Consider the following 23,226-nt stretch of genomic DNA (forward strand, 5'->3'; position numbering starts at 1 on the left):
CCGTGACCTCCGCTCAGTCTCGCGAGATGGCGAGCATCCGCAGGATCTCGAGGTACAGCCAGATGACGGTGACCATGATGCCGAACGCGCCCGTCCACTGGTACTTCGCGGGCGCCTTCTGCTGAACGCCCTTCTGGATGAAATCGAAGTCGAGCACGAGCGAGTAGGCGCCGAGCAGCACCGCGAGCACGCCGAGGATGAGGCCCAGCGGGATGCCGAAGACGTCCTGGCCGCGCAGCCCCCAGGGGTTGGCGTCGGCGCCGCCGAACAGCATGACGAAGACGTTGACGACCGAGAACACCAGGTAGCCGACCATCACGATGAGGAACACCTTGGTGGCGCGCTTGGATGCCCGGATCCTGCCGCTCGCGAACAGGGCGAGCGTGACGCCCACCACGGCGAGGGTCGCGATGACGGCCTGGCTCACGATGCCGTCCCAGGCCGCCTCGTAGAACGCCGAGATGCCGCCCAGGAAGACGCCCTGAACCCCCGCATAGGCGAGGATCAGCACGGGCGAGGGCTCGCGCTTGAAGGTGTTGACGAGCGCCAGCACGAAACCGACGAGCGCGGCACCGATCCACAGCAGCGGCACGATGCCGACCGTCAGCCAGCCGATCGCCGCGCCGACCAGCAGCACGGCGAAGGTGCCGAGCGAGACGCGCAGGGTGCCGTCCACCGTCATGGGCGTCACCTGGGGGTCGGGCGCCGACGGCCGGTCGAAGGCCTCCTGCAGCTCGGCCGCCGTCGGAGTGGCGACCGCGGGCACCCCCTTGCCGTTGAAGGCGGGACTGTTGGCGAAAGCCGGGTTGTCGAGGGCCATGGCGGATCCTTCCGTCGGGTCGTGACCCCAGCGTACGCATCCCGCCGCCTCCGCGGCTGTGCATCCGCCGTGGGCGAACCGCCGCCGCCCGGCTGCGCGGCTACCCGGCTGCCCGGCTACTCGGCGGCGCTGCGCTCGGAGGCGCGGCGGAGCACGCCGACCCGCGTCGTCACCCCGAGTCGCCGCATCGCCTCATGCAGGTGCTTCTCGACCGTCTTCACGCTGATGCCCAGCCGCGCGGCGATCTCGGCGTTGCCGGCGCCGGTCGCCAGCTCGGCGACCACCGCGCGCTGACGCGCCGTGAGCTCCGGGAGCGGCTCGACGTCGAAGGCGGGCAGCCGGGCCGCCAGGGTGAACCGCGACGGCGCCCCGAAGGCCGAGAGCACCCGCGAGACGTGGGCGCGCACCGTGTGCGGAGAAAGGAACAGCGCCGCCGCGATCTCGGCGTTGGTGTGGCCGTCGAGCAGCAGGCCCGCGACCTCCCGCTCGCGCTCCGACAGCCCCGACCACTCGGTGCCGGCGAGCGGCCGCAGGCGCCGGCCGGCCGCGCGCAGCTCCTGCCGGGCCGCGCGGACCGCGGCGAGGTGACCCGTGCGATCCGCCTCCTGCGCCATCGCCTGCAGCCGGCGACCCGCCTCACCGCCGCCGGCCGCGGCGATCGCGGCGCGCGCCGCGAGGATCTCGGCCTCGCTCGCCTCGATGATGCGCCCCTCCGCCCGCGCCCGCTCCCCCGCGCGGTCCGCGGCATCCAGCGCCCTCGCCGCGTCGCCGCGGGCCAGCAGGATGCGGCTGCGGGTGCGCAGCACCGTCGCCCCGGCGATCGGGCTCGCGGCGAGCGACTCGACGCGGGCCGCCCACGCCTCCGCCGCGTCGAAGTCGCCCTCGGCGAGCGCCGCGTTGGTGAGCAGCTCGAGGCCGATCGCGCGGTCGGTGACCATGAGGCGCTCGAGGTCGGCGCCGCCGCCCGCGGCCAGCACGAGCGAGGCCGCCCCGCGCACGTCGCCGATCGCGACCAGGCCGAAGGAGGCCAGCAGGTAGCAGCCCGAGGAGACGCGGGTGCTCGGGTCGGGGCTCTCCCGCGTGACCCGCGCCGCGAGGTCGCGGGCCCGCACCGGATCCGCCGCGTTGCCCAGCACGAGCGAGCGCGTCGCATCGACCAGCAGGGCGAGCAGCGGGGCCTCGCTCGTGACGCCGTCGAGCAGCGCCTGGGCCTCGGCGACGCGACCGTGGAAGGCGGCGATGCGCGCGGCGAGCACGGCGTACACCGCCGCGACATCGTGGGCACGGCCGTCGCACACCAGGACGCGGCGCGGATCGGGCAGCCGCAATCCCGACGCGAGGCCCACCCGCGCGCAGCTCAGCGCGGCCTCGGCGAGCAGGAAGCGGGCGAACTCGGCGTCGTCGTCCTCACCGAGCCCGTCGAGCAGCGGCAGCGCGTCGGCGATCGGGTCGCCGGACGGGGTGAGGCCGGGCGCGAGGTCGCTCCACTCCCCCGTGAGCAGCTCGGCGGCCGCCGCGAAAGCGCGCGCGGCGTAGGCGGTCACGCGGGTTGCCGGCTCGGCATCCGCATCCAGCCGCGCGAGGGCGCGGATGGAGAGCCGCGTACCGAGCTCGTGGTCGAGCCGCTCGGTGGCGGCGAAGGCCGCGACAGCCAGCTGCCAGGGGTCCGCGCCGTCCGGCTCGGGGGCGCGCTCGAGACCGACGACGGCGTCGAGCACCGCCTCGAGGTAGCCGATGCGGTTCATCCGGCGACCCGCTGCACGGTGACACGCTGGCAGTGCGGGCAGAAATGCGATCCGCGGTTCATGAACACCTCGCGCACGATCGGGCGACCGCAGCGCGGGCAGGGCTCACCCTGGCGGCCGTAGGCGTTGAGCGAATGCGAGAAGTAGCCGGAGGCGCCGTTCACGTTCACGTACTGGGCGTCGAAGCTCGTGCCGCCCTCCGCGAGCGCCTTCGCGAGGATGGTCCGCACCTGGGAGAGCAGGGTGCGCGCGCGGGGGCGGCCGAGGGTTCGGGTGGGCTGGTCGTAGTGCACGCGGGAGGCCCACAGCGCCTCGTCGGCGTAGATGTTGCCGATGCCCGAGATGAGGCTCTGGTCGAGCAGGGCGCGCTTGACGGTCGTGTCCCGACGGATGAGCCGGTCGAGGAACGCCTCATCGTCGAAGTGCGGATCGAGCGGATCGCGCGCGATGTGGGCGACGGATGCCGGCACGCGTTCGCCGTCGCGGTCGGCGGTGGGCACGAGGGCGTCGATCGCCATCGAGCCGAAGACCCGCTGATCGACGAAATCCAGCCGCACGGGTCCATGCCCCGGCGCATCCAGCCCGACCACGATCCGGGTCAGCGACGCGACAGGCGCCTTGGGCTCCCGCAGCAGCACCTGCCCGCTCATCCCCAGGTGCACCACAACCGCCTCGGCGTTCATGGCGCGGCTGGAGCCGCGACCCGACGGCGGGAGAAACGCCCCCCGCCGCGAGGTCGCGGCTCCCGCCGCGCCATAAAGCGGGAGCCAGAGGTACTTGCCGCGGCGCGAGGGGGCGGCGATGGTCGCACCGGTGAGTCGATCGACGAAGTCCTCCGACGGACCCGGATGCCGCCGCAGCGAGCGGGAGTCGAGAACCTCGACGCGCGTCACCGTGGCGCCGGTGACCGCGGGGATCAGGCCGGCGCGCACGACCTCGACCTCGGGAAGCTCGGGCACGGTCGCTCGGCTGTCTAGCGCTTGGGGCGCTGCAGGATCGCCCAGGCGGCCAGTGCGGCCGCCATCTCCGCCTGCTTCTTGCTCGTGCCGTCACCCGAGGCGACCGGGCCGGAGCCGAAGCCGACCTCGGCGTGGAAGCGCTTCGAATGGTCGGGACCGGAGTCGGTCACCTTGTATTGCGGGAGCCCCTTGCCGAGGCGCGTGGACAGCTCCTGCAGGCTCGTCTTCGGGTCCATGGCGGCGCCGAAACGGTTCGGGTCGGCCAGCAGCGGCGAGATGAGCCGCAGCACGAGCGCGGTCGCCGCATCCGGGCCCACCGAGAGGTAGGCGGCGCCGATGATCGCCTCGACGGCATCCGCGAGGATCGAGCCCTTCTGGCGCCCCCCGGTGAGCTCCTCGCCGCGACCCAGCAGCAGGAACCGGCCCAGGCCGATGTGGTTCGCGATCTCGGCGAGAGCCGCCGAACTCACCAGGCTGGCACGGCGCTTCGCGAGCTCACCCTCATCCACCTCGGGGTTCTCGAGGTAGAGCATGACCGTGACGGCCTGCCCGAGAATCGAGTCGCCGAGGAACTCCAGGCGCTCGTTGTGCCCGATCCCGCCCTTCTCGTAGGCGTAGGAACGGTGCGTGAGGGCAAGCGCGAGCAGCTCGGGATCGATCTCGAGCTGCAGCACCGAGGTCAACTCGGCGCGATCGGCTTCGCCCTCCGGCGCGACGCTGCCGGACGGCAGCGGCTCAGACGTCGGCGACCTTACGGCCCTTGTACTCCAGGAACAGCGGAGTGCCGGCCGAGTCCTCGACGACCTTCGCGCGGTGCGGAAGGCTGTAGGTGACCTTGCCGTTCTCGACCGTCTTCACGAGGGTCGGCACGGACGCCTTCCACTGCGAGCGGCGGGCGTGCGTGTTGGCACGCGACTGACGGCGCTTGGGAACAGCCATGGTTGTCTCTTCTCTGTGTTCGGCGGCCTGCGCGCGCAGGTGCCGGAGGTCTATTCGGTGTCGGGGCGGAAGCCCTCGAGCGCCGCCCACCGGGGGTCGGTTCCCTCGCTTGCCCGCCGATCGGTTCCGCTCGCCAGTTTCTCCCCCGTGACGGGGTCGAGACCGGGGCAGTCCGGTCGGCAGACCGGCTGGAACGGCAGTGCCAGCACCACCGCGTCCCGCACGACGGATTCGAGATTCACGTGATCGTCTCGAATCGCGAAGTCGAAAGCTTCGTCCTCAGAATACGCGAAAAGCTCCTGGAATTCGACCTCGACCGGCAGCTCCACCGGGTCCAGACAGCGCACGCACTCGCCGTCGGCCGTCGCATCCACCTCGCCGGTCACCAGCACGCCGTCGTGAAGGCCCTCGAGGCGCAGCCCGATCCGGATCGGCGAGCCCTGGGTGACGGCCACGACCGACTCGCCGAGCTGCTCGGGGACATCGAACTCGAGAACCCGCTCGCGCAGCTCCCCCGGCCGGTGCATGAGGTCGTACACGGGCACGAGATACGGGCTGAGGGATGCGGACACGATCGCCGATTCTACGCCCGCGCCCCGGGGTCGCGCCCGGCGCCCCTCGCGTCCGCGTCGCCCGCATCCCTCCGTCCCGCCTCAGAAATGCAGGAGAACCGGGCCGGTTCGGGAGGCGGACCCCGGAACTGCGGGGGCGCATCCGCAGAACTCCTGCATTTCTGGCAGAGCTCGGCGGGGTGGAGGGCAGCGGCCGCTCAGCCGCCGACGGCGGTGAACGCCTCGTCGAGGATCGCGAGGGCGCGCAGCACCTCCTCGGGCGAGACGGTGCACGGCGGCACCACGTGGAGGCGGTTGTCGGCCGTGAACGGCAGATAGCCGCGATCCATGAGCTCCTTCTTGAGCGCGCCGATCGTGGCGGCCGGCACGGGCGTGCGGCTCGCGCGGTCGGTCACCAGGTCGAGCGCCCAGAACACGCCCACCCCGCGCACCTCGCCGATCATGGCGTGCGATTCGGCGAGCGCGTGCAGCCCCGGACCGAGCACCTCGCGGCCGATCGCTGCAGCGTTGTCCACGATGCCCTCCTCCTCCATCGCGTCGACGGACGCGACGATGGAGGCGGCGGCGAGCGGATGCCCGGAGTAGGTGAGCCCGCCCGGGAACACCTGGTCGTCGAAGGCGTTCGCGATCGACTCGGAGATGATGACGCCGCCGACCGGCACGTAACCCGAGTTGACGCCCTTCGCGAAGGTCACCAGATCCGGCACGATGCCGTCCGGGTTGAGCTCCGGGTTCTGCCAGGCGAACCAGTCGCCCGTGCGCCCGAAGCCCGACATGACCTCGTCGATGATGAGCAGGATGCCGTGGCGGTCGCACAGCTCGCGCACCCCCGCATACCAGCCGGGCGGCGGCATGATGACGCCCGCGGTGCCGGGGATGCCTTCGAGCAGCAGGGCCGCGATCGACTCGGCGCCCTCCGACTGGATGACGCGCTCGAGGTGCCGCAGCGCGCGCACGCCCTCCTCCTCGGGCGTCGTCGCCCAGAACTCGGAGCGGTACGGGAACGGGCCGAAGAAGTGCACGTGTCCGCGGGCGAACTCGTTCGGCACCCGCCGCCAGTCGCCCGTGGCGACGACGGCGGCGCCCGTGTTGCCGTGGTAGCTGCGGTAGGTGGAGAGGATCTTGTCGCGGCCCGTCGTGATGCGGGCCATGCGGATGGCGTTCTCGTTGGCGTCCGCGCCGCCGTTGGTGAAGAACACCTTGCCGAACTCGGCGCCGGCCTTCGCGAGGATGCGCGCGGCCGCCTCGCCGCGCACCAGGTTCGCGTGCGCGGGGGCGACGGTGGGCAGGATCGCCGCCTGCTCCTGGATGGCCGCGACCACCTTGGGGTGCGCGTGGCCGATGTTGACGTTGACGAGCTGGCTCGAGAAGTCGAGGTAGCGGCGCCCCTCGTAGTCCCACACCTCGGTGCCGGACGCGCCCGCGATGACGAAGGGGGTGAGGGCACCCTGCGCCGACCAGGAGTGGAAGACGTGGGCGCGGTCGAGGTCGAGGGTGTGCTGGTTGGTGCTCATGTGCGTGTCCTGGATGGTGTGCCGCGGATGGGATGGGTCGGGCGGCCCGCGTGGACCGCCCGACCTGAGGTGCTACTGGCCGCCCTCGGTGAGGGTGACCTCGATCGGAGTGTAGGTGGCCGACACGTCGATCCCCTCATCCTCGAGCGCCGCGAGCGCCTTCTCGATGTACTCGTTCGAGTACGCCGATTCGGCCGGCTCGCTCGTGATGAGCTCGAGGCCGTCCTGGTTCTTCGCGGAGAGCGCCCCGGCGACCGTCTTGTCCCAGGCGGCCTTGTCGATGAGGCCGAACTTGGCGCCGGTCCAGATGAGCTTGTTGACCTCGTTCATCTGCCACAGCTGGTGGATGGGGCCCACCGGGAACGCGTTGACGCCGGGCGCCGTCGCGGCCTGGTAGGTGATGTCGGCCGCATCCTCGGGGTTGTCGCGCGCGTACGCCCAGCCCTTGATGACGGCCTTGAGGAACCGCACGGCGGCGTCGGCGTAGGCCGGGTCGTCCGCGAGCCGGGCCGTGTCGGCCCACAGGGCGTCCTGCAGCATGGCGCCCTCGGTGTCCTCGTAGTAGATGACGTCGAGGTCGTCGAGCGTGTACAGCTCGCCCGTGTCGGGGTTGACCGTCTCGAGCACCTGGGCGAGCTCGTTGTAGGTCATCGCCTGGGCGGCATCCACGTCGCGGTCGAACAGGGCGTTCATCGAGAAGTCCTGCGTCGTGATCGACACCGAGGTCGAGTCGAGGTCCTCCGCAGCCATGGCGGCGAAGATCTCCCACTCGTTACCGAAGCCCCAGGAGCCGATCCGCTTGCCTTCGAAGTCGGCGACAGAGGTGATGCCGTCACCCTTCCACGACACCTGGGTCGTGCCGGACTTCTGGTACACCTGCGCGATGTCGGTGAGCTCCACGCCCGAGGCCTCGAGGGTGCCGAGCACCTTCGGGACCCACGCGACGGCGAAGTCCACATCGCCCGCGACGAGCGCGTCCTGCGGCACGATGTCGCCACCGGAGGGGACGATCTCGACGCTGTCGAAGCCCTCCTCCTCGAAGTAGCCCTTCTCGAGAGCCACGTAGTAGCCGGCGAACTGCGCCTGCGGCAGCCACTGCAGCTGCAGTTTGATGGAGCTGAGCGGGGTGAATTCCTCGCCGCTGTCGTCGCCGGTGTCGTCTGTCGGGCCGGCGCATCCGGCGAGCGCGATCGCCGTGACGGCGACCGCGGACGCGAGGGCGAGACCGCGCCTCTTGCTGAGTCTCATGCTGTATCCCTTTCGTGATCGGTGGTGCAGGGGGTGGAGCGGATGCCGGTCAGACCGGCGCATGCCTCGTCACGAGACGCTCGAGGAGCGCGGTGACGAGGAAGAACACGAGGCCGATGAGGATGCCCCCACCGACATACGCCCAGGCGAGGGCAGCCCGCCCGGACTTGGCGTAGCTGGCGATCGAGGTGCCGATGCCGTCGGAGGGGCCGCCGAAGTACTCGGCCACGAGCGCCGCGATGACCGCGAGCGAGCTCGCGACCCGCAGCCCGGTCATGAGGTACGGCAGCGCGGTCGGCAGGGTCAGGACCCGGAAGGTCTGGGCGCCGCTCGCCGCGGATGCCCGCAGCAGATCCCGGTGCACGGGACGGGTCTGGCGCAGCCCGCGCAGCACGTTCACGAACACCGGGATGAAGGCCGCGATCGTGGCGACCGCCTGCCGCCCGAACTGGCTCGACGCACCGAACATCGTGTTGAGGATGGGCGTGATGGCCACGATCGGGATGACCGCGAGCGCGGCCACGAGCGGGGCGAGCATGCCGTCGACGGGCCGCGCGGCGGCCGCGAGCCCGGCGAGGATCACCGCGAGCACCGCCCCGACCGTGAGGCCGATCAGGGCGTTGGTCGCCGTGATGAGCATGTCGTCCCAGATGATGCCCCAGCGGTTCACGAACTCCGTGCCGATCGCGATCGGGCTCGGCAGCATCCGCGGGGCGGAGCCGAGCTGCACGAACAGCGTCCAGGCGACGAGGATCAGCAGCCCCACCACGAGGGGGGCGACCACCCGTTGCCAGCTCGCGGTCATCGCTCGTTCGCCCGCTCGACCTTGGTGCCGTGCAGTGCCTCGCGCACCGCCGTGACCTTCTCGAAGTAGGCGGCCGATTCGCGCAGCGACTCGTCGCGCACCTCGCCCAGCCCCGTCTCGACGACCGCCGTGATGCGTCCTGGCCGGGGGCTCATGACGACCACGCGGTCGGAGAGGAACACCGCCTCCGGGATGGAGTGGGTGACGAACACGACGGCGGCGCCCGTCTCGGCGGCGATGCGGGTGAGCTCGCCCTGCAGGTATTCGCGCGTCATCTCGTCGAGGGCGCCGAACGGCTCGTCCATGAGCAGCAGCCGCGGGCTCGCCGCGAGCGCTCGCGCGATGGCGACCCGCTGCTGCATGCCGCCGGAGAGCTGGTCGGGGTAGCGGTCGGTGAAGTCGCCCAGCCCCACGAGCTCGGCGAGCTCGGCCACCCGCGCGGTGCGCTGCGCCTTCGGCGCCTTGTGCAGCTCGAGCGGCAGCGCGATGTTGTCGGCGACCGTCCGCCAGGGCAGCAGGCCCGCCTGCTGGAAGGCGATGCCGTAGTCCTGGTCGATGCGCGCCCGCCGGGCGGGCTTGCCGAAGATCGACAGCTCGCCCGTCGTGGCGTCGTCGAGGTCGGCGATGAGGCGCAGCAGGGTCGACTTGCCGCATCCGGACGGCCCGATGAGCGACACGAACTCGCCCGCGCGCACCTCGAGCTCCACGCCCGTGAGCGCGACCACCTCACCTGCCGCGGTCGGGAAGACCTTGCCGACGCCGGTCGCCTGAACGGCCCACTCGGTGCTCACGCCGTGGCCTCCCCTCTGCGGTAGTTCTTGAGCCACAACCCGATGAGCGCGACAGAGCCGGCGGCGATCAGCCCCAGCACGATCGAGCCGAACAGCGGCCCCCAGGGGGCTGCCGGGTCGCTGGACGCCTGCCCGGCGAACTGGATGAGCATCCGCCCGATGCCGCCGCGCATGCCGATCGACACCTCGGCGACCACCGCCCCGAGCACCGCGTTCGCGGCCGCGAGCCGCAGGGCCGGCAGCAGGTAGGGCACGGATGCCGGCAGCCGCAACCGCAACAGGGTCGGCAGGTAGCCGGCCGCGTAGCTGCGCATGAGGTCGAGGTGGATGCGGTCGGGCGCCTTCAGCCCCTGGAGCATCCCGATCGCGACCGGGAAGAACGCCAGGTACGAGGCGATGACGGCCACCGAGAGCCACTGCGGCCACGGCGTGCCCGAGCGGTCGAGCTGGTTGCCGAGCGCATTGACGACCGGCGCGAAGGCGATGAGCGGCACGATCTGGCTGACCACGATCCACGGCAGCAGGCCCCACTCGACGAGCCGCCAGCGCTGCATCGCGAGCCCCAGCAGCCCGCCGACCAGCACCCCGATGAGCCAGCCGACCGCGGCGATCCCCAGCGTGAGCGCGGCCGCCTGCACGACCGAGAGGATCAGCGGCGGGGTGTCGCCGCCGCTCGTCGGCTCGAACAGCCGCCCGACCATCGTCCAGATGTGCGGCATCGCGCGGTCGTGGGTGCGCGGCAGGATCATGACGCCCGAGCCGGTCTCGCCCTCCACCTGCCCGATCACGACGCCCTCGGAGGGGCCGAGGAACTTGTAGACCTCCCAGAGCACGGCGACAGCGAGCACCCCCAGCGCACCCCACGCGACGGGAAGCCAGCGGCGCGCGGGCGTCACGACTTGGCCGTCACGGTGTCGCGGAGGGCCGGGATGACGGTCTCGCCGTACACCCGCAGGGTCTCCTCCTTGTTGTCGTGCTGCAGATAGCCGGCGAACTGGTGCACGCCGATCGCCTTCAACTCCTCGAGCTTGGCGATGTGCTCCTCGGCGGTGCCGAGCAGGCAGAAGCGGTCGACGATCTCGTCGGGCACGAAGTCGACGTGGTCGTTGTCGGCCTTGCCGTGGCTGTTGTAGTCGTAGCCGGTGCGGCCCGCGATGTAGTCGGTGAGCGCCTGCGGCACCGCGCCATCCGTGCCGTACTTGGCGACGATGTCGGCGACGTGGTTGCCCACCATCCCGCCGAACCAGCGCGACTGGTTCCGGGCGTGCACGAGGCCCTCCTCCGTGCCGTCGGTGATGTAGAACGGCGCCGCCACGCAGAAGGTGATCGCGTCGGGGTCGCGGCCGGCGGCCTCCGCTGCATCCCGCACCGTCGCGATCATCCACGTCGCGATGTCGACATCCGCGAGCTGCAGGACGAAGCCGTCGCCCACCTCGCCCGTGAGCTTGAGGGCGAGCGGGCCGTAGGCGGCCACCCACACCTCGAGCTCGGAGCCCTCCGACCAGGGGAAGCGCAGCTCGGAGCCGTGGTACTCGACGCTGCGGCTGTTGCCGAGCTCGCGGATCACATGGATCGCCTCGCGCAGTTCGGCGAGGGTCGTCGGCTTGCCGTTCGTGACGCGCACCGCCGAGTCGCCGCGGCCGATCCCGACGACCGTGCGGTTGCCGAACATCTCGTTGAGGGTCGCGAAGACGGATGCCGTGACCGTCCAGTCGCGGGTGGCGGGGTTGGTGACGAAGGGCCCGACCTTCACCCGCCGGGTCTCGGCGAGGATCTGGCTGTAGATGACGTAGGGCTCCTGCCAGAGGATGTGCGAGTCGAAGGTCCACACGTGGCTGAAGCCGTACTGCTCGGCGAGCTTCGCGAGGTGCACCGTGCGGCTCGCCGGCGGGTTGGTCTGGAGTACTGCCCCGAAGTCCATCAGCCCTCTCCCCTCGTGGTGTTCATGGCGCGGCTGGAGCCGTGACCGCCCGGCGGGAGTCGTTTCCCCCGCCCCCATGTCGCGGCTCCAGCCGCGCCATGAACGGTCATGTCAGGTACTGGGAGAGGGCGCGCTTGACGTAGCGGCCGTCGCCCTTGCTGCCGAGGTACCGGTTGCCGTCGACGATGACCTTGCCGCGCGAGATGACCGTGTCGACGTGGCCGTCGATCTCGTAGCCCTCCCACGCCGAGTGGTCCATGTTCATGTGGTGGGTGGCGGCGCTGATCGTGGTGTGACCGTTCGGGTCGTAGATCACGACATCCGCATCCGCGCCCGGCTGGATGACGCCCTTCTTGCCGTACATGCCGAACATCCGCGCGGGGGTCGTGCTGGTGAGCTCGACCCAGCGCTCGAGGGTGAGCTCGCCGGTGACGACGCCCTGGTACATGAGGTCTAAGCGGTGCTCGAGCGAGCCGATGCCGTTCGGGATCTTGCGGAAGTCGCCCCGGCCGAGCTCCTTCTGACCCTTCATGCAGAACGGGCAGTGGTCGGTCGACACCATCTGCAGGTCGTTGGTGCGCAGCGCCTGCCACATGTGGTCCTGGTGGCCCTCCTCGCGCGAGCGCAGCGGCGTGGAGCACACCCACTTGGCGCCCTCGAAGGCCCCCCACTCCTCGCTCGACGCCCCCAACTGGTCCTCGAGCGAGAGGTACAGGTACTGCGGGCAGGTCTCGCCGAACACGTTCTGACCCTTGTCGCGCGCCCAGGCGAGCTGCTCGACGGCCTGCTTCGCGCTCACGTGCACGACGTAGAGCGGCGCACCCGTGAGGTTCGCGAGCATGATCGCGCGGTGGGTGGCCTCCTCCTCCATCTGCCAGGCGCGGGCGATGCCGTGGTAGTACGGGTCGGTCTTGCCCTGCTCGACGAGCTGGGCCGCGAGCACGTCGATCGCGGGACCGTTCTCGGCGTGCATCATCGTGAGCAACCCGAGCTCGGCGGCCTTCTGCATGGCCTTGAGGATCTGGCCGTCGTCCGAGTAGAAGACGCCGGGGTAGGCCATGAACATCTTGAAGCTCGTGATGCCCTCCGCCTCGAAGTGATCCATCGCCTGCAGCGAGAACTCGTCGACGCCGCCCATGATCTGGTGGAAGCCGTAGTCGATGGCGCAGTTGCCCGCGGCCTTGGCGTGCCACGTCGCGAGGCCGTCCTCGATGCGGGTGCCGGTGGTCTGCACGGCGAAGTCGATGACGGTCGTCGTGCCGCCCCAGGCGGCTGCCCGGGTACCGGACTCGAAGGTGTCGGATGCCTCGGTGCCGCCGAACGGCAGCTCGAAGTGGGTGTGGGCGTCGATGCCGCCGGGGATCACGTACTTGCCGGCCGCGTCGACCACCGTGTCGACGCCCTGCCGCAGATCGGTGCCGAGCAGCTGCGAGCCGGGGGCGAGCACGGCGACGATCTGTTCGCCGTCGACCAGCACATCCGCCGCGGCGCGGCCGGTGGCCGAGACCACGGTGCCACCGGTGATGAGGGTTGTTGCCATGATGCGCTCCTAGGGCTTCGCGATCTCGGTGTAGGTCTCGGGGCGACGGTCGCGGTAGAACTGCCAGTCGTCGCGCATCTCGCGCACCATGTCGAGCTCGAGGTCGCGCACGAGCAGCTCCTCGTGCTCGCCGGAGCCCTTCTCGCCCACGAAGTTGCCGCGCGGGTCGATCACCTGGCTCGTGCCGTAGAAGTTGACGGCGTCGGCGCCGTACTCGTTGTCCTCGAGCCCCACCCGGTTGGGCTGCAGCACGAAGTAGCCGTTGGCGACGGCCGCCGCAGGCCCCTCGACCTCCCACAAGCGGTTGGAGAGGCCCGGCTTGGTGGCGTTCGGGTTGAAGACGATGTGCGCGCCGCGCAGGCCGTACTCGCGCCATCCCTCCGGGAAGTGCCGGTCGTAGCAGATGTAGGTGCCGACGGAGCCGACCGCCGTCTCGAACACCGGATAGCCGAGGTTGCCGGGCCGGAAGTAGAACTTCTCCCAGAACTTCTCGACGTGCGGGATGTGGATCTTGCGGTACTTCCCGAGGATCGTGCCGTCGGCATCCACCACGACCGTCGTGTTGTAGTAGACGCCGGTCTGCTCCTCCTCGTAGATCGGCAGCACCGTCACCACGCCGAGCTCTTTCGCGATCGAGGCGAAGCGCTGCACGATCGGACCGTCGGCGGGCTCGGCGTAGCGGTAGTACTTCTTGTCCTGCGTGATGCCGAAGTAGGGGCCGTAGAACAGCTCCTGGAAGCACATGACCTGCGCGCCCTGCGCGGCCGCGTCTCGGAGGAAGCCCTCGTGCTTGTCCAGCATGGATTCCTTGTCGCCGGTCCAGGTGGTCTGGCTGATCGCGGCTCGGACGACGGTCATCGTGTCTCCCTCGAAGTTGCTATTTGTTATCTTTCGACGTAAACATTTCTCTGACGTTACGCACTGTGACGTAGGCGTAAAACTACGGCGGTTGGGATGAAGTCGGTAGCCCTGGCGATCGAGGAGCGCACCCCCCACGGCATCGCCACGGGCATCGCGCGCCTCATCACGACCGGCGACCTCGCGCCCGGCGACCGGCTGCCGACGGTGCGCGAACTGGCGGCCGAGCTCGGCGTCTCCCCGGCCACCGTCTCGCACGCCTGGCAGACGCTGGCATCCGCCGGGCTCATCACGAGCCGCGGACGCAGCGGCAGCTTCGTGCGCGCCGAACCGCGCGAATGGCTGCCGCGCCGCTACCGCGGGCTCGACGGGCAGCAGGGCGCGCGGCTCGACCTCTCGCGCGGCACCCCCGACCCCGAGCTGCTGCCCGCGCTCGGCCCCGCGCTCGCCCGCGTGGGCGCGCGGGCCGACACCGCGAGCTACCAGGCCAAACCCGACATCCCCGAGCTGCACGACCTGCTGCGCGCCACCTGGCCGGCCCCCGTCGAATCCATCACCGTGCTCAACGGCGCCCTCGACGCGATCGACCGCGCCCTCGCGGCGCTCGTGCGCTTCGGCGACCGGGTGGTCGTGGAGAACCCCACCTTCCCCCCGTTCATCGACCTGCTCGAGCACTACGGTCTCGAGGCGGTCGGAGTGGAGCTCGACGCCGACGGGATGAAGCCCGACGCCTTCGCGGCGGCGCTCGGCACCGCCCCCGCGATCGTGCTGCTGCAGCCGCGCGCCCACAACCCCACCGGCATCTCGATGACCCCGGCGCGCGCCGAGCAGCTCGCCGGCATCCTCGAGCGCAGCCGCACCGCCCAGGACGCGATCGTCATCGAGGACGACCACTCGGGCGCCATCTCGTCCGCCCCGGATGTGTCGCTCGCGACGTGGCTGCCGCAGCGGGTGCTGCACGTGCGGTCGTTCTCGAAATCCCACGGGCCGGACCTGCGCATCGGGGCGATCGGCGGACCGCGGCCGCTCGTCGACCGCGTCGTCGCCCGGCGCCTGCTCGGGCCCGGGTGGACCAGCCGCATGATGCAGGCGATCCTGCACGAGCTGCTCACGCATCCGAGCTCCATCCACGCCATCGACGAGGCCCGCTGGGCGTATGCGGGGCGCCAGGCGGCACTCGCCGAGGCCGTGCGCGCGGCGGGCGGCTGGCTCGCGGGCGGCGACGGGATCAACGCATGGCTGCGGGTCGCCGACGAGCGCGCCGCGACCGTTCAGCTCGCGGCGGTCGGCATCCGGGTGGCGGCGGGCACCCCGTTCCAACTCGGCGAGGGGCAGGACCCCCACATCCGGGTCACCGTGGGGGCGCTGCGGGAGGACGTGCCCGCGGTGGGCGCGGCGCTCGCGGTCGCCCAGCACGCGTAGGCCTGCGCGGGGCCGGTGCTCTCGAGACGCGTCGCTCCGCGGCGCTCCTCGATCACCTCGGGGGAAACCAAGGTGGTCGAGGAGCGCCGGGCGCAGCCCGACGCGTCTCGAGACCACCGTCGGGTGCTCAGGGGTCGGGGCGGTGATCTCGAGACGCGTCGCCCTTCGGGCGGCGCTCCTCGATCACCTCAGTGGTGCGCGGGCGCCTGCGGTGGGCGAGGCCGGGCAACGCGGCGAAGTCGCCACGGATGAGGGCCTCGCGCTTGGCGCGGCCCCAGCCCTGGAGCTGCTTCTCGAGACCGAACGCCTCACCCACCGTCTCGGTCTCGTGGGCGAACGCGAGCTCGACCGGCAGGCGCCGCTTCGTGTACTCGGCGCCTTCGCCGTGCTGGTGCTGCCACAGCCGGAACTCGAGGTGGGTGGTCGAGCCGACGTAGAAGCTGCCGTCTGAGCAACGCAGGATGTAGACCCAGGGCATGCGCGATACCGTGCCCGATACGGCCGGCGCATGTGCGCGTTGTCCACAAGCCCGCCCTCGGATGGTCGAGGAGCGCCGGGCGCAGCCCGACGCGTCTCGAGACCACCGAGCCGGTATCGTGGAGGGATCCGGGCCCGATCTGGCCCGGGCACGTCGTTCCCGCCATGAGGTTCGACTTCCCACTATGCCCCTGCCCGCATGCATCCGGAGATCCCTCATGGCCCGCCGTCTCGCGCCCCTCGCGCTCATCCCCCTGCTGCTGCTCGCCGGCTGCGCCCCCAGCCCCGCGGCACCCACCACGCCGTCGCCGAGCGCGGAGACGGCGAGCTACCCGCTCACCTTCAGCAACTGCGGCTTCGAGGTGACGATCCCGGAGCCGCCGAAGCGCGTCGTCACCATCAAGTCCACCTCGACCGAGATGATGCTCGCGCTCGGGGTCGGAAACCGGATCGTCGGCACCGCCTACCAGGACGGCCCCGTTCCCGAGCAGTGGGCGGATGCCGGGGACGCCATCCCCTCGATCGCCGAGAAGCTGCCGAGCGAGGAGGTGACGCTCGAGCAGACCCCCGACCTCGTGTACGCGGGCTGGGAGTCGGCGTTCACCCCCGACACCGCGGGCGACCGCGCCGAGCTCGCGAGCCTCGGCGTGGCGAGCTATGTGCAGCCCGCCGCCTGCCAGAGCGCCGAGCAGCCGGCCAAGCTCACCTTCGACGAGGTGTTCCGGGAGATCGAGCAGGCGGGCGACATCTTCGGGGTGCCCGAGGCGGCCGCCGAGCTCGTCGCCGCGCAGAAGGAGCAGCTCGCCGCGATCCAGCCCGCCACCGGCTCCCCCACCGCGCTCTGGTGGTCGTCGGGGGTCGACACCCCGTACGTGGGCGCCGGCATCGGCGCGCCCGAGCTTCTGCTCGAGACCGCGGGCCTCACCAACATCGCCGCCGACGTGAGGTCCACCTGGGCCCCACTCGGCTGGGAGGCGATCATCGCCGCGAACCCCGACGTGCTCGTGCTCGTCGACTCCAGTTGGAATAGCGCCCAGAAGAAGATGGACTACCTGGCCTCCAACCCCGCGACAGCGGCCCTGCCGGCCGTGCAGCACAAGCGCTATGTGATCATCCCCTTCGCCTCGAGCGAGGCCGGGGTGCGCAGCGTCGAGGCCGCGGCCTCGATCGCGGCGCAGCTGCAGGGGCTCGACCTGCCGTGACCCGTGTCGTCGTCTCCGCGATCGTGCTCGGGGCGGCGCTTGTCGTCTCGATCACGGTCGCGGTGACGCTGGGCGCCGCGCCACTCGGCGTCGGTGAGGTGTGGGGCTCGATCGTCGCCCACCTATCCGGGCAACCCTCGCCGCTCGACCCGCTGCGCGACGGGATCGTGTGGCAGCTGCGCCTGCCGCGCATCCTGACCGCCGCCGCCGTCGGGACCGGCCTGGCGCTCGTCGGCGCGGTCATGCAGGGCATCACGCGCAACCAGCTCGCCGACCCGTACCTGCTCGGGCTCTCCTCGGGGGCATCGCTCGGCGCGGTCGCCGTGCTGTTGCTCGGCATCGGGATCCTGCTGCCGGTCGCGGCGTTCGGCGGCGCGATGCTCGCGCTCCTCGCCACCCTCGGCCTCGCCTCCGCGTTCGGGCCGCTCACACCCACCCGCACGGTGCTCGCGGGCGTCGCGGTGTCGAGTTTCGCGGCCGCACTCACGAGTTTCGTGATCTTCTGGACGGCGACCGGGGACTCCTACCGCGAGATCCTGGGGTGGCTGCTCGGATCTCTCGCGGGCGCCCGTTGGCCGGAGGCCGCCATCGCCGGGGTCGCGATGCTCGTGGTGGGCGTGCCGCTCGCCTTCTCGGGACGCATCCTGGATGCCTTCGCCTTCGGCGACCGCTCCGCCGCCGCCCTCGGCATCCCCGTGGTCGGCGCGCGCTGGGCGCTGCTCGGCGCCGGGGCGCTGCTCACCGGCGCGCTCGTCGCGGTGAGCGGTTCGATCGGCTTCGTGGGGCTCGTGCTGCCGCACGCGGTGCGGCTCGTGATCGGCCCCGGCAACCGTGCGCTGCTGCCGCTCTCCGCCCTCGCGGGCGGGGTGTTCCTCGTGTGGGCCGACACTCTCGCGCGCACCGCCTTCGACCCCCGCGAGCTGCCCGTCGGCATCGTCACCGCCCTCGTGGGCGCGCCCGTGTTCGCGGCGCTGCTGCTGCGCCGGAGGGTCGCATCGTGACCGGCGCGCCGTTCGAGGTGCGCGACGTCACCGTGCGGATCGCGGGACGCACGATCGTCGACAAGGTGGCGTTCGCGGCGCCCCGCGGCGGGTTCACGGCGCTCGTCGGGCCGAACGGTGCCGGCAAGTCGACCCTGCTGCGGGCGATCGCCGGGGTGGAACGCACGACGTCCGGTGCGGTGCACCACGACGGCGAGGAGCTGCTCGCGCTCCCCCGCCGGCGCCGTGCGCGCGTGCTCGCACTCGTGGAGCAGGACGCCACCACCGAGCTGCCCCTCACCGGTCGCGACGTGGTGCGACTGGGCCGCAGCCCGCACGAATCGGTGCTCGGCGGCGGCGATCCGGAGGCGGACGCCATCGTCGAGAACGCGCTCGCCCGGGCGGGCGCCGCGGCGTTCGCCGAGCGCGAGGTGACGACCCTGTCGGGCGGCGAACGCCAGCGCGTGCTCATCGCGCGCGCCCTGGCCCAGCAGCCGCGGGTGCTGCTGCTCGACGAACCGACCAACCACCTCGACCTCGCCGCCCAGCTCGACATCGTCGAGCTGGTGCGCGGCGTCACCGCCGACGGCGTCACGGTGGTCGCCGCCGTGCACGATCTGAGCCTCGCGGCGGCCCACGCGGACGCCGTGGTCGTGCTCTCCGAGGGGCGGGTCGTCGCGCACGGCGCGACCGAGCAGACCCTCACCCCCGAACGCATCCGTGAGGTGTTCGGGGTGGCGGCCGAGTGGACGCGGAACCCGCTCACCGGGCGGCCGCTGCTCGCGGTCGGGCCGGCGTAGCGGCCGGCGGTCGTCGGCTCGGCGGGCGCCTGATCAGCGGGCGCCTGCTCAGCGGGCGTCGGGCCGCCAGCGCGCCCACAGCGACGGCGGCAGCAGGAACACCCGCAGCCGTTCGAGCGGCGCGCTCGTGCGGGCGATGCTGCGGCGCACCGCCCGGACCTCCGCGACCGACACGCCCCCGGCATCCGGTCGCCCGTACGCGGCGACCTCGACCCGACCGCGCAGCACGCCCAACTCGGCGCCGCCGCCCGCGAGCTCCGGGCTCAGCCGATCCGCGAACTCGCGCGGCGTCTCGGTCTCGGCGGCCGACCAGCCGTGATCGCGGGCCGTGTCGCGCAACTCCTCCCACGCCGCCGCAGCAGGATCGGGGCCGCCCCGGATGCGCCGGTACCGCCTCCACCGCAGCCAGGAGCGGAAGCCGGCGGGCGCCAGCACCAGCAGCACGAGCCCCGCGAGCACGCCGAGCGTGATCGGCACCGCCGGGCCCGCCTGCTGCGCGGAGGCCGCCTGGCCGCCCTGCTGATCGGGGATGTCGAGTCGCTCCCCCGGCGCGACGGTCGGGACCGCGGTCGGCGCCACGGTGCTCTCGTCCTGCGGGGTGCGCGGGTCGTCGGCGGGACCCTCGCCGTACGAGGGCACGCTTCCGCGACCCGGCGTCGGCTCGAACCGCAGCCACCCGATGCCCTCGAAATACAGCTCCGGCCAGGCATGCACGTCGTCGGAGGTGACGGTGTAGATCGTGCGGCCGTTGTCGAACTCGCGCTCGCCCGGCTGGAAGCCGACCGCGATCCGCGAGGGGATGCCCAGCACGCGTGCCATCACCGCCATCGCCGAGGCGTAGTGCACGCAGTAGCCGATCTTCTTCTCCAGGAACACCGCGAGCGCGTCGAGGCCGCTGCCGTCGAAGCCGTCCTCGACCGGGGTGTCCTCCGAGTACTCGAACGGGCTCGAACGCAGGTAGCTCTGCAAGGCGATCGCCCGATCGTAGGCGGAGCCGGCCTGGCCGGCCACCTCGACCGCCGTCTGCGCGATGATCTCGGGGAGGTCGTCGGGGAGCACGAGCGACGACGAACCGGCCGCGTCGGTCGCCGCCGAGGTGGCGGCGAGCTGCGCGGCCGTGGGCTCCACCTCGAGCATCGTGGCCGTGTACTGCTGCCCGCGCGCCGCGGACGAGGTCGAGCGGATGACGAGGCTCGCCGGGTCTGCGAACCACTCGCCCACCAGCCCCTCGATACCCCGGCTCGGGTACGGCGCCGGCAACCAGCGGCTGATGATGTCCGACACCTGCACATCGACCGTCGCCGACTCCCGCGCGACGGCATCGGTGAGTCCCGGCGGCGGCATCAGTTCCGTGACGTCCTGATCGCCCGCCGCCGGGTCGGTCATCGAGGGCGACCAGGTGTCGCCGGTGAAGCTGCTGAGGGTCGTGAGGCGCAGGTAGACGGGCTCGCTCGCGGTCGTCTCGTAGCTCAGCGCCAGCACCGGGTCCGAGCGGCGCAGATCGTCGCCGAGGGTGATGAGCGGGTTGATGCCGGTCGCCACGCCCGCGCGCACGGGGCCGGGGTCCTCCCGGACCGGCGGGAACACCGACGGCACCACGAGAGACCCCGCGACGACGATCGCCCCCACCAGGAAGGTCACCCGGCGGGTGTCCTGCCGCCGCCCGATCCGCAGGATCGCGAGGAACGCGGCCGCGGTCACCACGAACCAGAACGCGTCGGTCAGACCCGGCTTCACCGCCATCGGGATCGCGAGGATCCCGGCGAGCGGGATCGCCACGTAGGCCGGATGCTCCGCCGCCACGCACAACTCGGCGAACCACGCGGCGCCGATCATGAGCACCGCGATGAGCAGCACGATGCCGAGCTCGGGGGTGGCGGGCACGCGCTGCTCGACGATCGACTGCACGCCGTCCTCGATCAGCTCGCCGAAACGACCGGGGGTGGAGAACGTCGGGATCACCCCGAGGATCGCGGTGTCGGCCGCGTAGCCGAGCGTCAGTCCGCCGATCCCCACCAGGAGGGCGACGATCGGCGCCCAGAAGGCCCGCCGGAACACGCTGCGCGCCGCCGATGCGCCCACCAGGACGAGCACGGTGTAGCCGGCGCCGACGATCCACCACGAGCTCTCGGCGAGCACGACGTGCAGGCTCGCGAGCGCCGCCAGGAGGGCGACCGCGAGGAGCGCGGCGTGGCGCCAGTGACCCGCATCGGGCCGCCTGCGCGGGGCGCGCGCCGCGGACCGGCGAACGGGCGTGCCGACGGCCGGGGACGTGCGACGGAGTTCAGTAAGCGCCACGGACGTACCCCGCCTCGGTCGCCGACGCGCGCCACGCATCCGCGAGATCGTCGAACGGCATCACGTCGATGCACTGCCAGCCCGCGTCGACGAACCTGTCTCGCGTCGCCGCGCGCATGCCCAGCAGGAAGGCCACCCCCGACTGCCCCGGCCGCCGCTGATGCAGCACCCAGTCGGCGACCTCCTCATCGGGGTCGCCGAGGATCGCGAAGGTCGGGCCGGCGGCATCCACCGGCGCAGGCGCAGGGGCGTCCCCCCGACGATCGAGCAGACGCAGCGCCGCAAGGCTCGTGAGGAACGACTCCGCGCGCAGACCGCCCTCCCAGCGTTCGCCGATCGCATCGATCTGGGCGGCACCCGACTCGGCGATCCCCACCCGGAACCCGCTCGTGTCGAGGTGGACCGCGAGCGAGGCGAGCATCCGCACCGCCCACTCGAAGTTCTCGCTGTGCGCGGTGCGCGGCCAGGTCTCGGTGTCGGGCCGCGCGTCGGGGTAGCCGCTCACACGCGTGTCGATGACGATGCGCGCATCCGGATGGCTGCGATGCTCCTCCTGCCGCACCATGAGCTCGCCATGGCGGGCCGAGGCACGCCAGTGCACGCGCCGCAGGGCGTCGCCGAAGCGGTACTCGCGGGTCGTGAGGTCGTCGTCGTTGCCGGTGGCCCGGCGCTGCACGAGCTGCGCGGCGCCGTCCCCGTCGATGAGCACGGGCCCGCCATCGGGCAGCGCCGCGAGCGCGGGCACGACCGTCAGCCGGTCGATGCCGCCGACCGCGATGAGCGCCCGCGCCATCCCGAACGGGTCCGCGTACTCCACGACGAGCGGGCCGACGCCGAACAGGCCGCGGCGGTGCGGATGCAGTTCGTGACCGAGGGTGGCGGTACGCGCCGTGCTCGACCCGGTGCGGATCGGCGCCAGCCGCTGCGGCTGCTGCGTCTCGCGCCACGGCAGCGCGTCGTTCCAGGAGAGCGTCGGCGTGGCCGCGCTTCCGCGGTTGCGCACGCGCAAGGTCACCTGCACGACCGAACCGACCGACACCACGGGGGGCGAGAACAGCCGGACGACGTCGAGCTTCGGGCGCCGCAGACGCGCCACGAGCAGCCCGCCGAGCGACAGCAGCAGGGCGAACAGCCCCGCCACGAGCAGCTCGTGCCTGCCCACCACGTAGGCGAGCACGACGAGCGCGACCCCCACGACGAGCGTCACCCAACCGCGCACGGTCGGGCGCAGGCTGCCGCGTCGACGCAGGGACGAGGCGGGATCGGTCACGGCGGGGCTCAGCGGGATCGGCTCACACGCTGCCGGATGCCCCGAGCGGGACCGGGGTGGACTGCACGATGCGCGCCGCGATCTCGGCGAGCGCCTCGCGGCCGAACGCCGATCCCGACGTCTTCGCCGCCATCAGCCGGTGCGCGAGAACCGGCACGGCGAGCGCGTCGATGTCGTCGGGCAGCACGAAGTCGCGGCCGTCGAGCGCCGCGCGCGCCTTCGCCGCACGCACGAGCTGCAGGGTGGCGCGCGGGCTCGCCCCGAGCCGCAGCTCGCGGTCGACGCGCGTGGCGGCCGCGATCGCGACCGCGTAGTGCTCCACGGCGGGGCTCACGAAGACCTCCCGCACCGTCAGGACCATGCGTCGCAGCCGCTCGATCGTGACGACCGGCTTCAGCTCGTCGAGCGGGCTGCCCAGCTCACGCGTGCGGAGCATCGCGGCCTCGTTCACGGCATCCGGGTAGCCCATCGAGATGCGCGCCATGAAGCGGTCGCGCTGCGCCTCGGGGAGCGCGTAGGTGCCCTCCATCTCGACCGGGTTCTGGGTCGCGATGACGGTGAACGGGTCCGGGAGCACGTAGGTGGCGCCGTCGACCGAGACCTGACGCTCCTCCATCGACTCGAGCAGCGCCGACTGGGTCTTCGGGCTCGCGCGGTTGATCTCGTCGCCGATCACGATGTTGGCGAAGATCGGGCCCGGCTTGAACTCGAACTCCCGCTCCGCCTGGTTGTAGACCGACACCCCTGTGATGTCGGACGGCAGCAGGTCGGGGGTGAACTGGATGCGGCTCACCGTGCAGTCGACGCTCTTCGCGAGCGCGCGGGCGAGCATCGTCTTGCCGACGCCCGGCACATCCTCCACCAGCAGGTGGCCCTCGGCGAGCAGCACGGTGGTCGCGAGCTCGATGACGTCGCGCTTGCCGTCGATCACCGTCTCGACGGCGGCCATCACGGCACGCGAGTCGAGAAGGAACTCGGGGGTGGATAGTGCTCCCGTGGAGGTGTCGGCTTCGATGTCGACCCCCTCCCCGGATTCGGGGACGCGTTCCATCGTCCGAGTCTTGC

The 23,226-nt window shown here is 71.9% G+C and carries 22 protein-coding genes; 4 read left to right on the top strand and 18 right to left on the bottom strand.

Annotated features, from left to right (window positions below):
• Positions 1–13: 13 nt before the first annotated feature.
• The 14 genes from FLP23_RS11655 to FLP23_RS11720 all read right to left on the bottom strand — a co-directional run bounded on the left by FLP23_RS11655 (position 14) and on the right by FLP23_RS11720 (position 13,712).
• Positions 14–820: a Bax inhibitor-1/YccA family protein gene (locus FLP23_RS11655; RefSeq protein ID WP_149326015.1), complete on the bottom strand. Its 807-nt coding sequence runs from the start codon at positions 818–820 to the stop codon at positions 14–16.
• Between the two features lie 116 nt (positions 821–936).
• Positions 937–2,565, bottom strand: coding sequence for a helix-turn-helix domain-containing protein (locus FLP23_RS11660; protein ID WP_149326016.1), 1,629 nt, complete (start codon positions 2,563–2,565; stop codon positions 937–939).
• Positions 2,562–3,524, bottom strand: coding sequence for a bifunctional DNA-formamidopyrimidine glycosylase/DNA-(apurinic or apyrimidinic site) lyase (mutM, locus tag FLP23_RS11665; protein ID WP_149326017.1), 963 nt, complete (start codon positions 3,522–3,524; stop codon positions 2,562–2,564). Before mutM ends, FLP23_RS11660 begins: the two co-directional genes overlap by 4 nt.
• Before the next feature lie 14 nt (positions 3,525–3,538).
• Complete coding sequence (gene rnc, locus FLP23_RS11670) at positions 3,539–4,198, bottom strand: ribonuclease III (protein ID WP_246139985.1); 660 nt, start codon at positions 4,196–4,198, stop codon at positions 3,539–3,541.
• Positions 4,199–4,259: 61 nt separating this feature from the next.
• Entirely contained in the window at positions 4,260–4,463 is a 204-nt protein-coding gene (gene rpmF / locus FLP23_RS11675) for a 50S ribosomal protein L32 (RefSeq protein ID WP_120762913.1), read from the bottom strand.
• A gap of 50 nt (positions 4,464–4,513) precedes the next feature.
• Positions 4,514–5,035 carry a YceD family protein gene (locus FLP23_RS11680; RefSeq protein ID WP_246139986.1) on the bottom strand — a complete coding sequence of 174 codons (522 nt, stop codon included), beginning with the start codon at positions 5,033–5,035 and terminating at the stop codon, positions 4,514–4,516.
• A 197-nt stretch (positions 5,036–5,232) separates the two neighbouring features.
• Positions 5,233–6,564: an aspartate aminotransferase family protein gene (locus FLP23_RS11685; protein ID WP_281290314.1), complete on the bottom strand. Its 1,332-nt coding sequence runs from the start codon at positions 6,562–6,564 to the stop codon at positions 5,233–5,235.
• A 57-nt stretch (positions 6,565–6,621) separates the two neighbouring features.
• Complete coding sequence (locus tag FLP23_RS11690) at positions 6,622–7,797, bottom strand: ABC transporter substrate-binding protein (RefSeq protein ID WP_149326020.1); 1,176 nt, start codon at positions 7,795–7,797, stop codon at positions 6,622–6,624.
• Positions 7,798–7,846: 49 nt separating this feature from the next.
• Positions 7,847–8,602: an ABC transporter permease gene (locus FLP23_RS11695; protein ID WP_149326021.1), complete on the bottom strand. Its 756-nt coding sequence runs from the start codon at positions 8,600–8,602 to the stop codon at positions 7,847–7,849.
• Positions 8,599–9,393, bottom strand: a complete 795-nt coding sequence (locus FLP23_RS11700) for an ABC transporter ATP-binding protein (RefSeq protein WP_210413871.1) — start codon at positions 9,391–9,393, stop codon at positions 8,599–8,601. Before FLP23_RS11700 ends, FLP23_RS11695 begins: the two co-directional genes overlap by 4 nt.
• Positions 9,390–10,289, bottom strand: a complete 900-nt coding sequence (locus FLP23_RS11705) for an ABC transporter permease subunit (protein ID WP_149326023.1) — start codon at positions 10,287–10,289, stop codon at positions 9,390–9,392. Before FLP23_RS11705 ends, FLP23_RS11700 begins: the two co-directional genes overlap by 4 nt.
• The gene (locus FLP23_RS11710; RefSeq protein WP_149326024.1) at positions 10,286–11,314 is read right to left on the bottom strand and encodes a TIGR03842 family LLM class F420-dependent oxidoreductase; all 1,029 of its coding nucleotides are present in this window, start codon (positions 11,312–11,314) and stop codon (positions 10,286–10,288) included. Before FLP23_RS11710 ends, FLP23_RS11705 begins: the two co-directional genes overlap by 4 nt.
• Before the next feature lie 106 nt (positions 11,315–11,420).
• Positions 11,421–12,854, bottom strand: coding sequence for a dihydropyrimidinase (gene hydA, locus FLP23_RS11715; protein ID WP_149326025.1), 1,434 nt, complete (start codon positions 12,852–12,854; stop codon positions 11,421–11,423).
• Positions 12,855–12,863: 9 nt separating this feature from the next.
• Entirely contained in the window at positions 12,864–13,712 is an 849-nt protein-coding gene (locus tag FLP23_RS11720; protein WP_149326026.1) for a nitrilase-related carbon-nitrogen hydrolase, read from the bottom strand.
• Between the two features lie 96 nt (positions 13,713–13,808).
• Here FLP23_RS11720 and FLP23_RS11725 point away from each other — a divergent pair, with 96 nt between their 5' ends.
• The gene (locus FLP23_RS11725; protein WP_149326027.1) at positions 13,809–15,134 is read left to right on the top strand and encodes an aminotransferase-like domain-containing protein; all 1,326 of its coding nucleotides are present in this window, start codon (positions 13,809–13,811) and stop codon (positions 15,132–15,134) included.
• A 127-nt stretch (positions 15,135–15,261) separates the two neighbouring features.
• On the opposite strand, the gene FLP23_RS11730 is transcribed toward FLP23_RS11725, so the two are convergent.
• Positions 15,262–15,612, bottom strand: a complete 351-nt coding sequence (locus tag FLP23_RS11730; protein WP_149326028.1) for a GIY-YIG nuclease family protein — start codon at positions 15,610–15,612, stop codon at positions 15,262–15,264.
• 217 nt (positions 15,613–15,829) lie between these two features.
• Between FLP23_RS11730 and FLP23_RS11735 the strand changes: the two genes are divergently transcribed.
• The 3 genes from FLP23_RS11735 to FLP23_RS11745 are packed head-to-tail and all read left to right on the top strand — an operon-like array spanning position 15,830 to position 18,593.
• Positions 15,830–16,813: a putative F420-0 ABC transporter substrate-binding protein gene (locus FLP23_RS11735; protein WP_149326029.1), complete on the top strand. Its 984-nt coding sequence runs from the start codon at positions 15,830–15,832 to the stop codon at positions 16,811–16,813.
• Positions 16,810–17,814, top strand: a complete 1,005-nt coding sequence (locus tag FLP23_RS11740; RefSeq protein WP_149326030.1) for a putative F420-0 ABC transporter permease subunit — start codon at positions 16,810–16,812, stop codon at positions 17,812–17,814. The genes FLP23_RS11735 and FLP23_RS11740 overlap by 4 nt, the downstream gene beginning before the upstream one ends.
• Positions 17,811–18,593 (top strand): ABC transporter ATP-binding protein, encoded by a 783-nt coding sequence (locus FLP23_RS11745; RefSeq protein WP_149326031.1) that lies wholly within the window; start codon positions 17,811–17,813, stop codon positions 18,591–18,593. The genes FLP23_RS11740 and FLP23_RS11745 overlap by 4 nt, the downstream gene beginning before the upstream one ends.
• A gap of 48 nt (positions 18,594–18,641) precedes the next feature.
• On the opposite strand, the gene FLP23_RS11750 is transcribed toward FLP23_RS11745, so the two are convergent.
• Genes FLP23_RS11750 through FLP23_RS11760 form a run of 3 tightly spaced genes read right to left on the bottom strand, consistent with a single transcriptional unit; the run spans position 18,642 to position 23,110 of the window.
• Positions 18,642–20,891 carry a transglutaminase TgpA family protein gene (locus tag FLP23_RS11750; RefSeq protein WP_149326032.1) on the bottom strand — a complete coding sequence of 750 codons (2,250 nt, stop codon included), beginning with the start codon at positions 20,889–20,891 and terminating at the stop codon, positions 18,642–18,644.
• Entirely contained in the window at positions 20,878–22,161 is a 1,284-nt protein-coding gene (locus FLP23_RS11755; RefSeq protein ID WP_149326033.1) for a DUF58 domain-containing protein, read from the bottom strand. Before FLP23_RS11755 ends, FLP23_RS11750 begins: the two co-directional genes overlap by 14 nt.
• Positions 22,162–22,183: 22 nt before the next feature.
• Positions 22,184–23,110 carry an AAA family ATPase gene (locus tag FLP23_RS11760; protein WP_246140131.1) on the bottom strand — a complete coding sequence of 309 codons (927 nt, stop codon included), beginning with the start codon at positions 23,108–23,110 and terminating at the stop codon, positions 22,184–22,186.
• Positions 23,111–23,226 lie beyond the last annotated feature (116 nt).

The sequence above is a fragment of the Protaetiibacter larvae genome, from assembly GCF_008365275.1.
Classification (GTDB): Bacteria; Actinomycetota; Actinomycetes; order Actinomycetales; family Microbacteriaceae; genus Homoserinibacter; species Homoserinibacter larvae.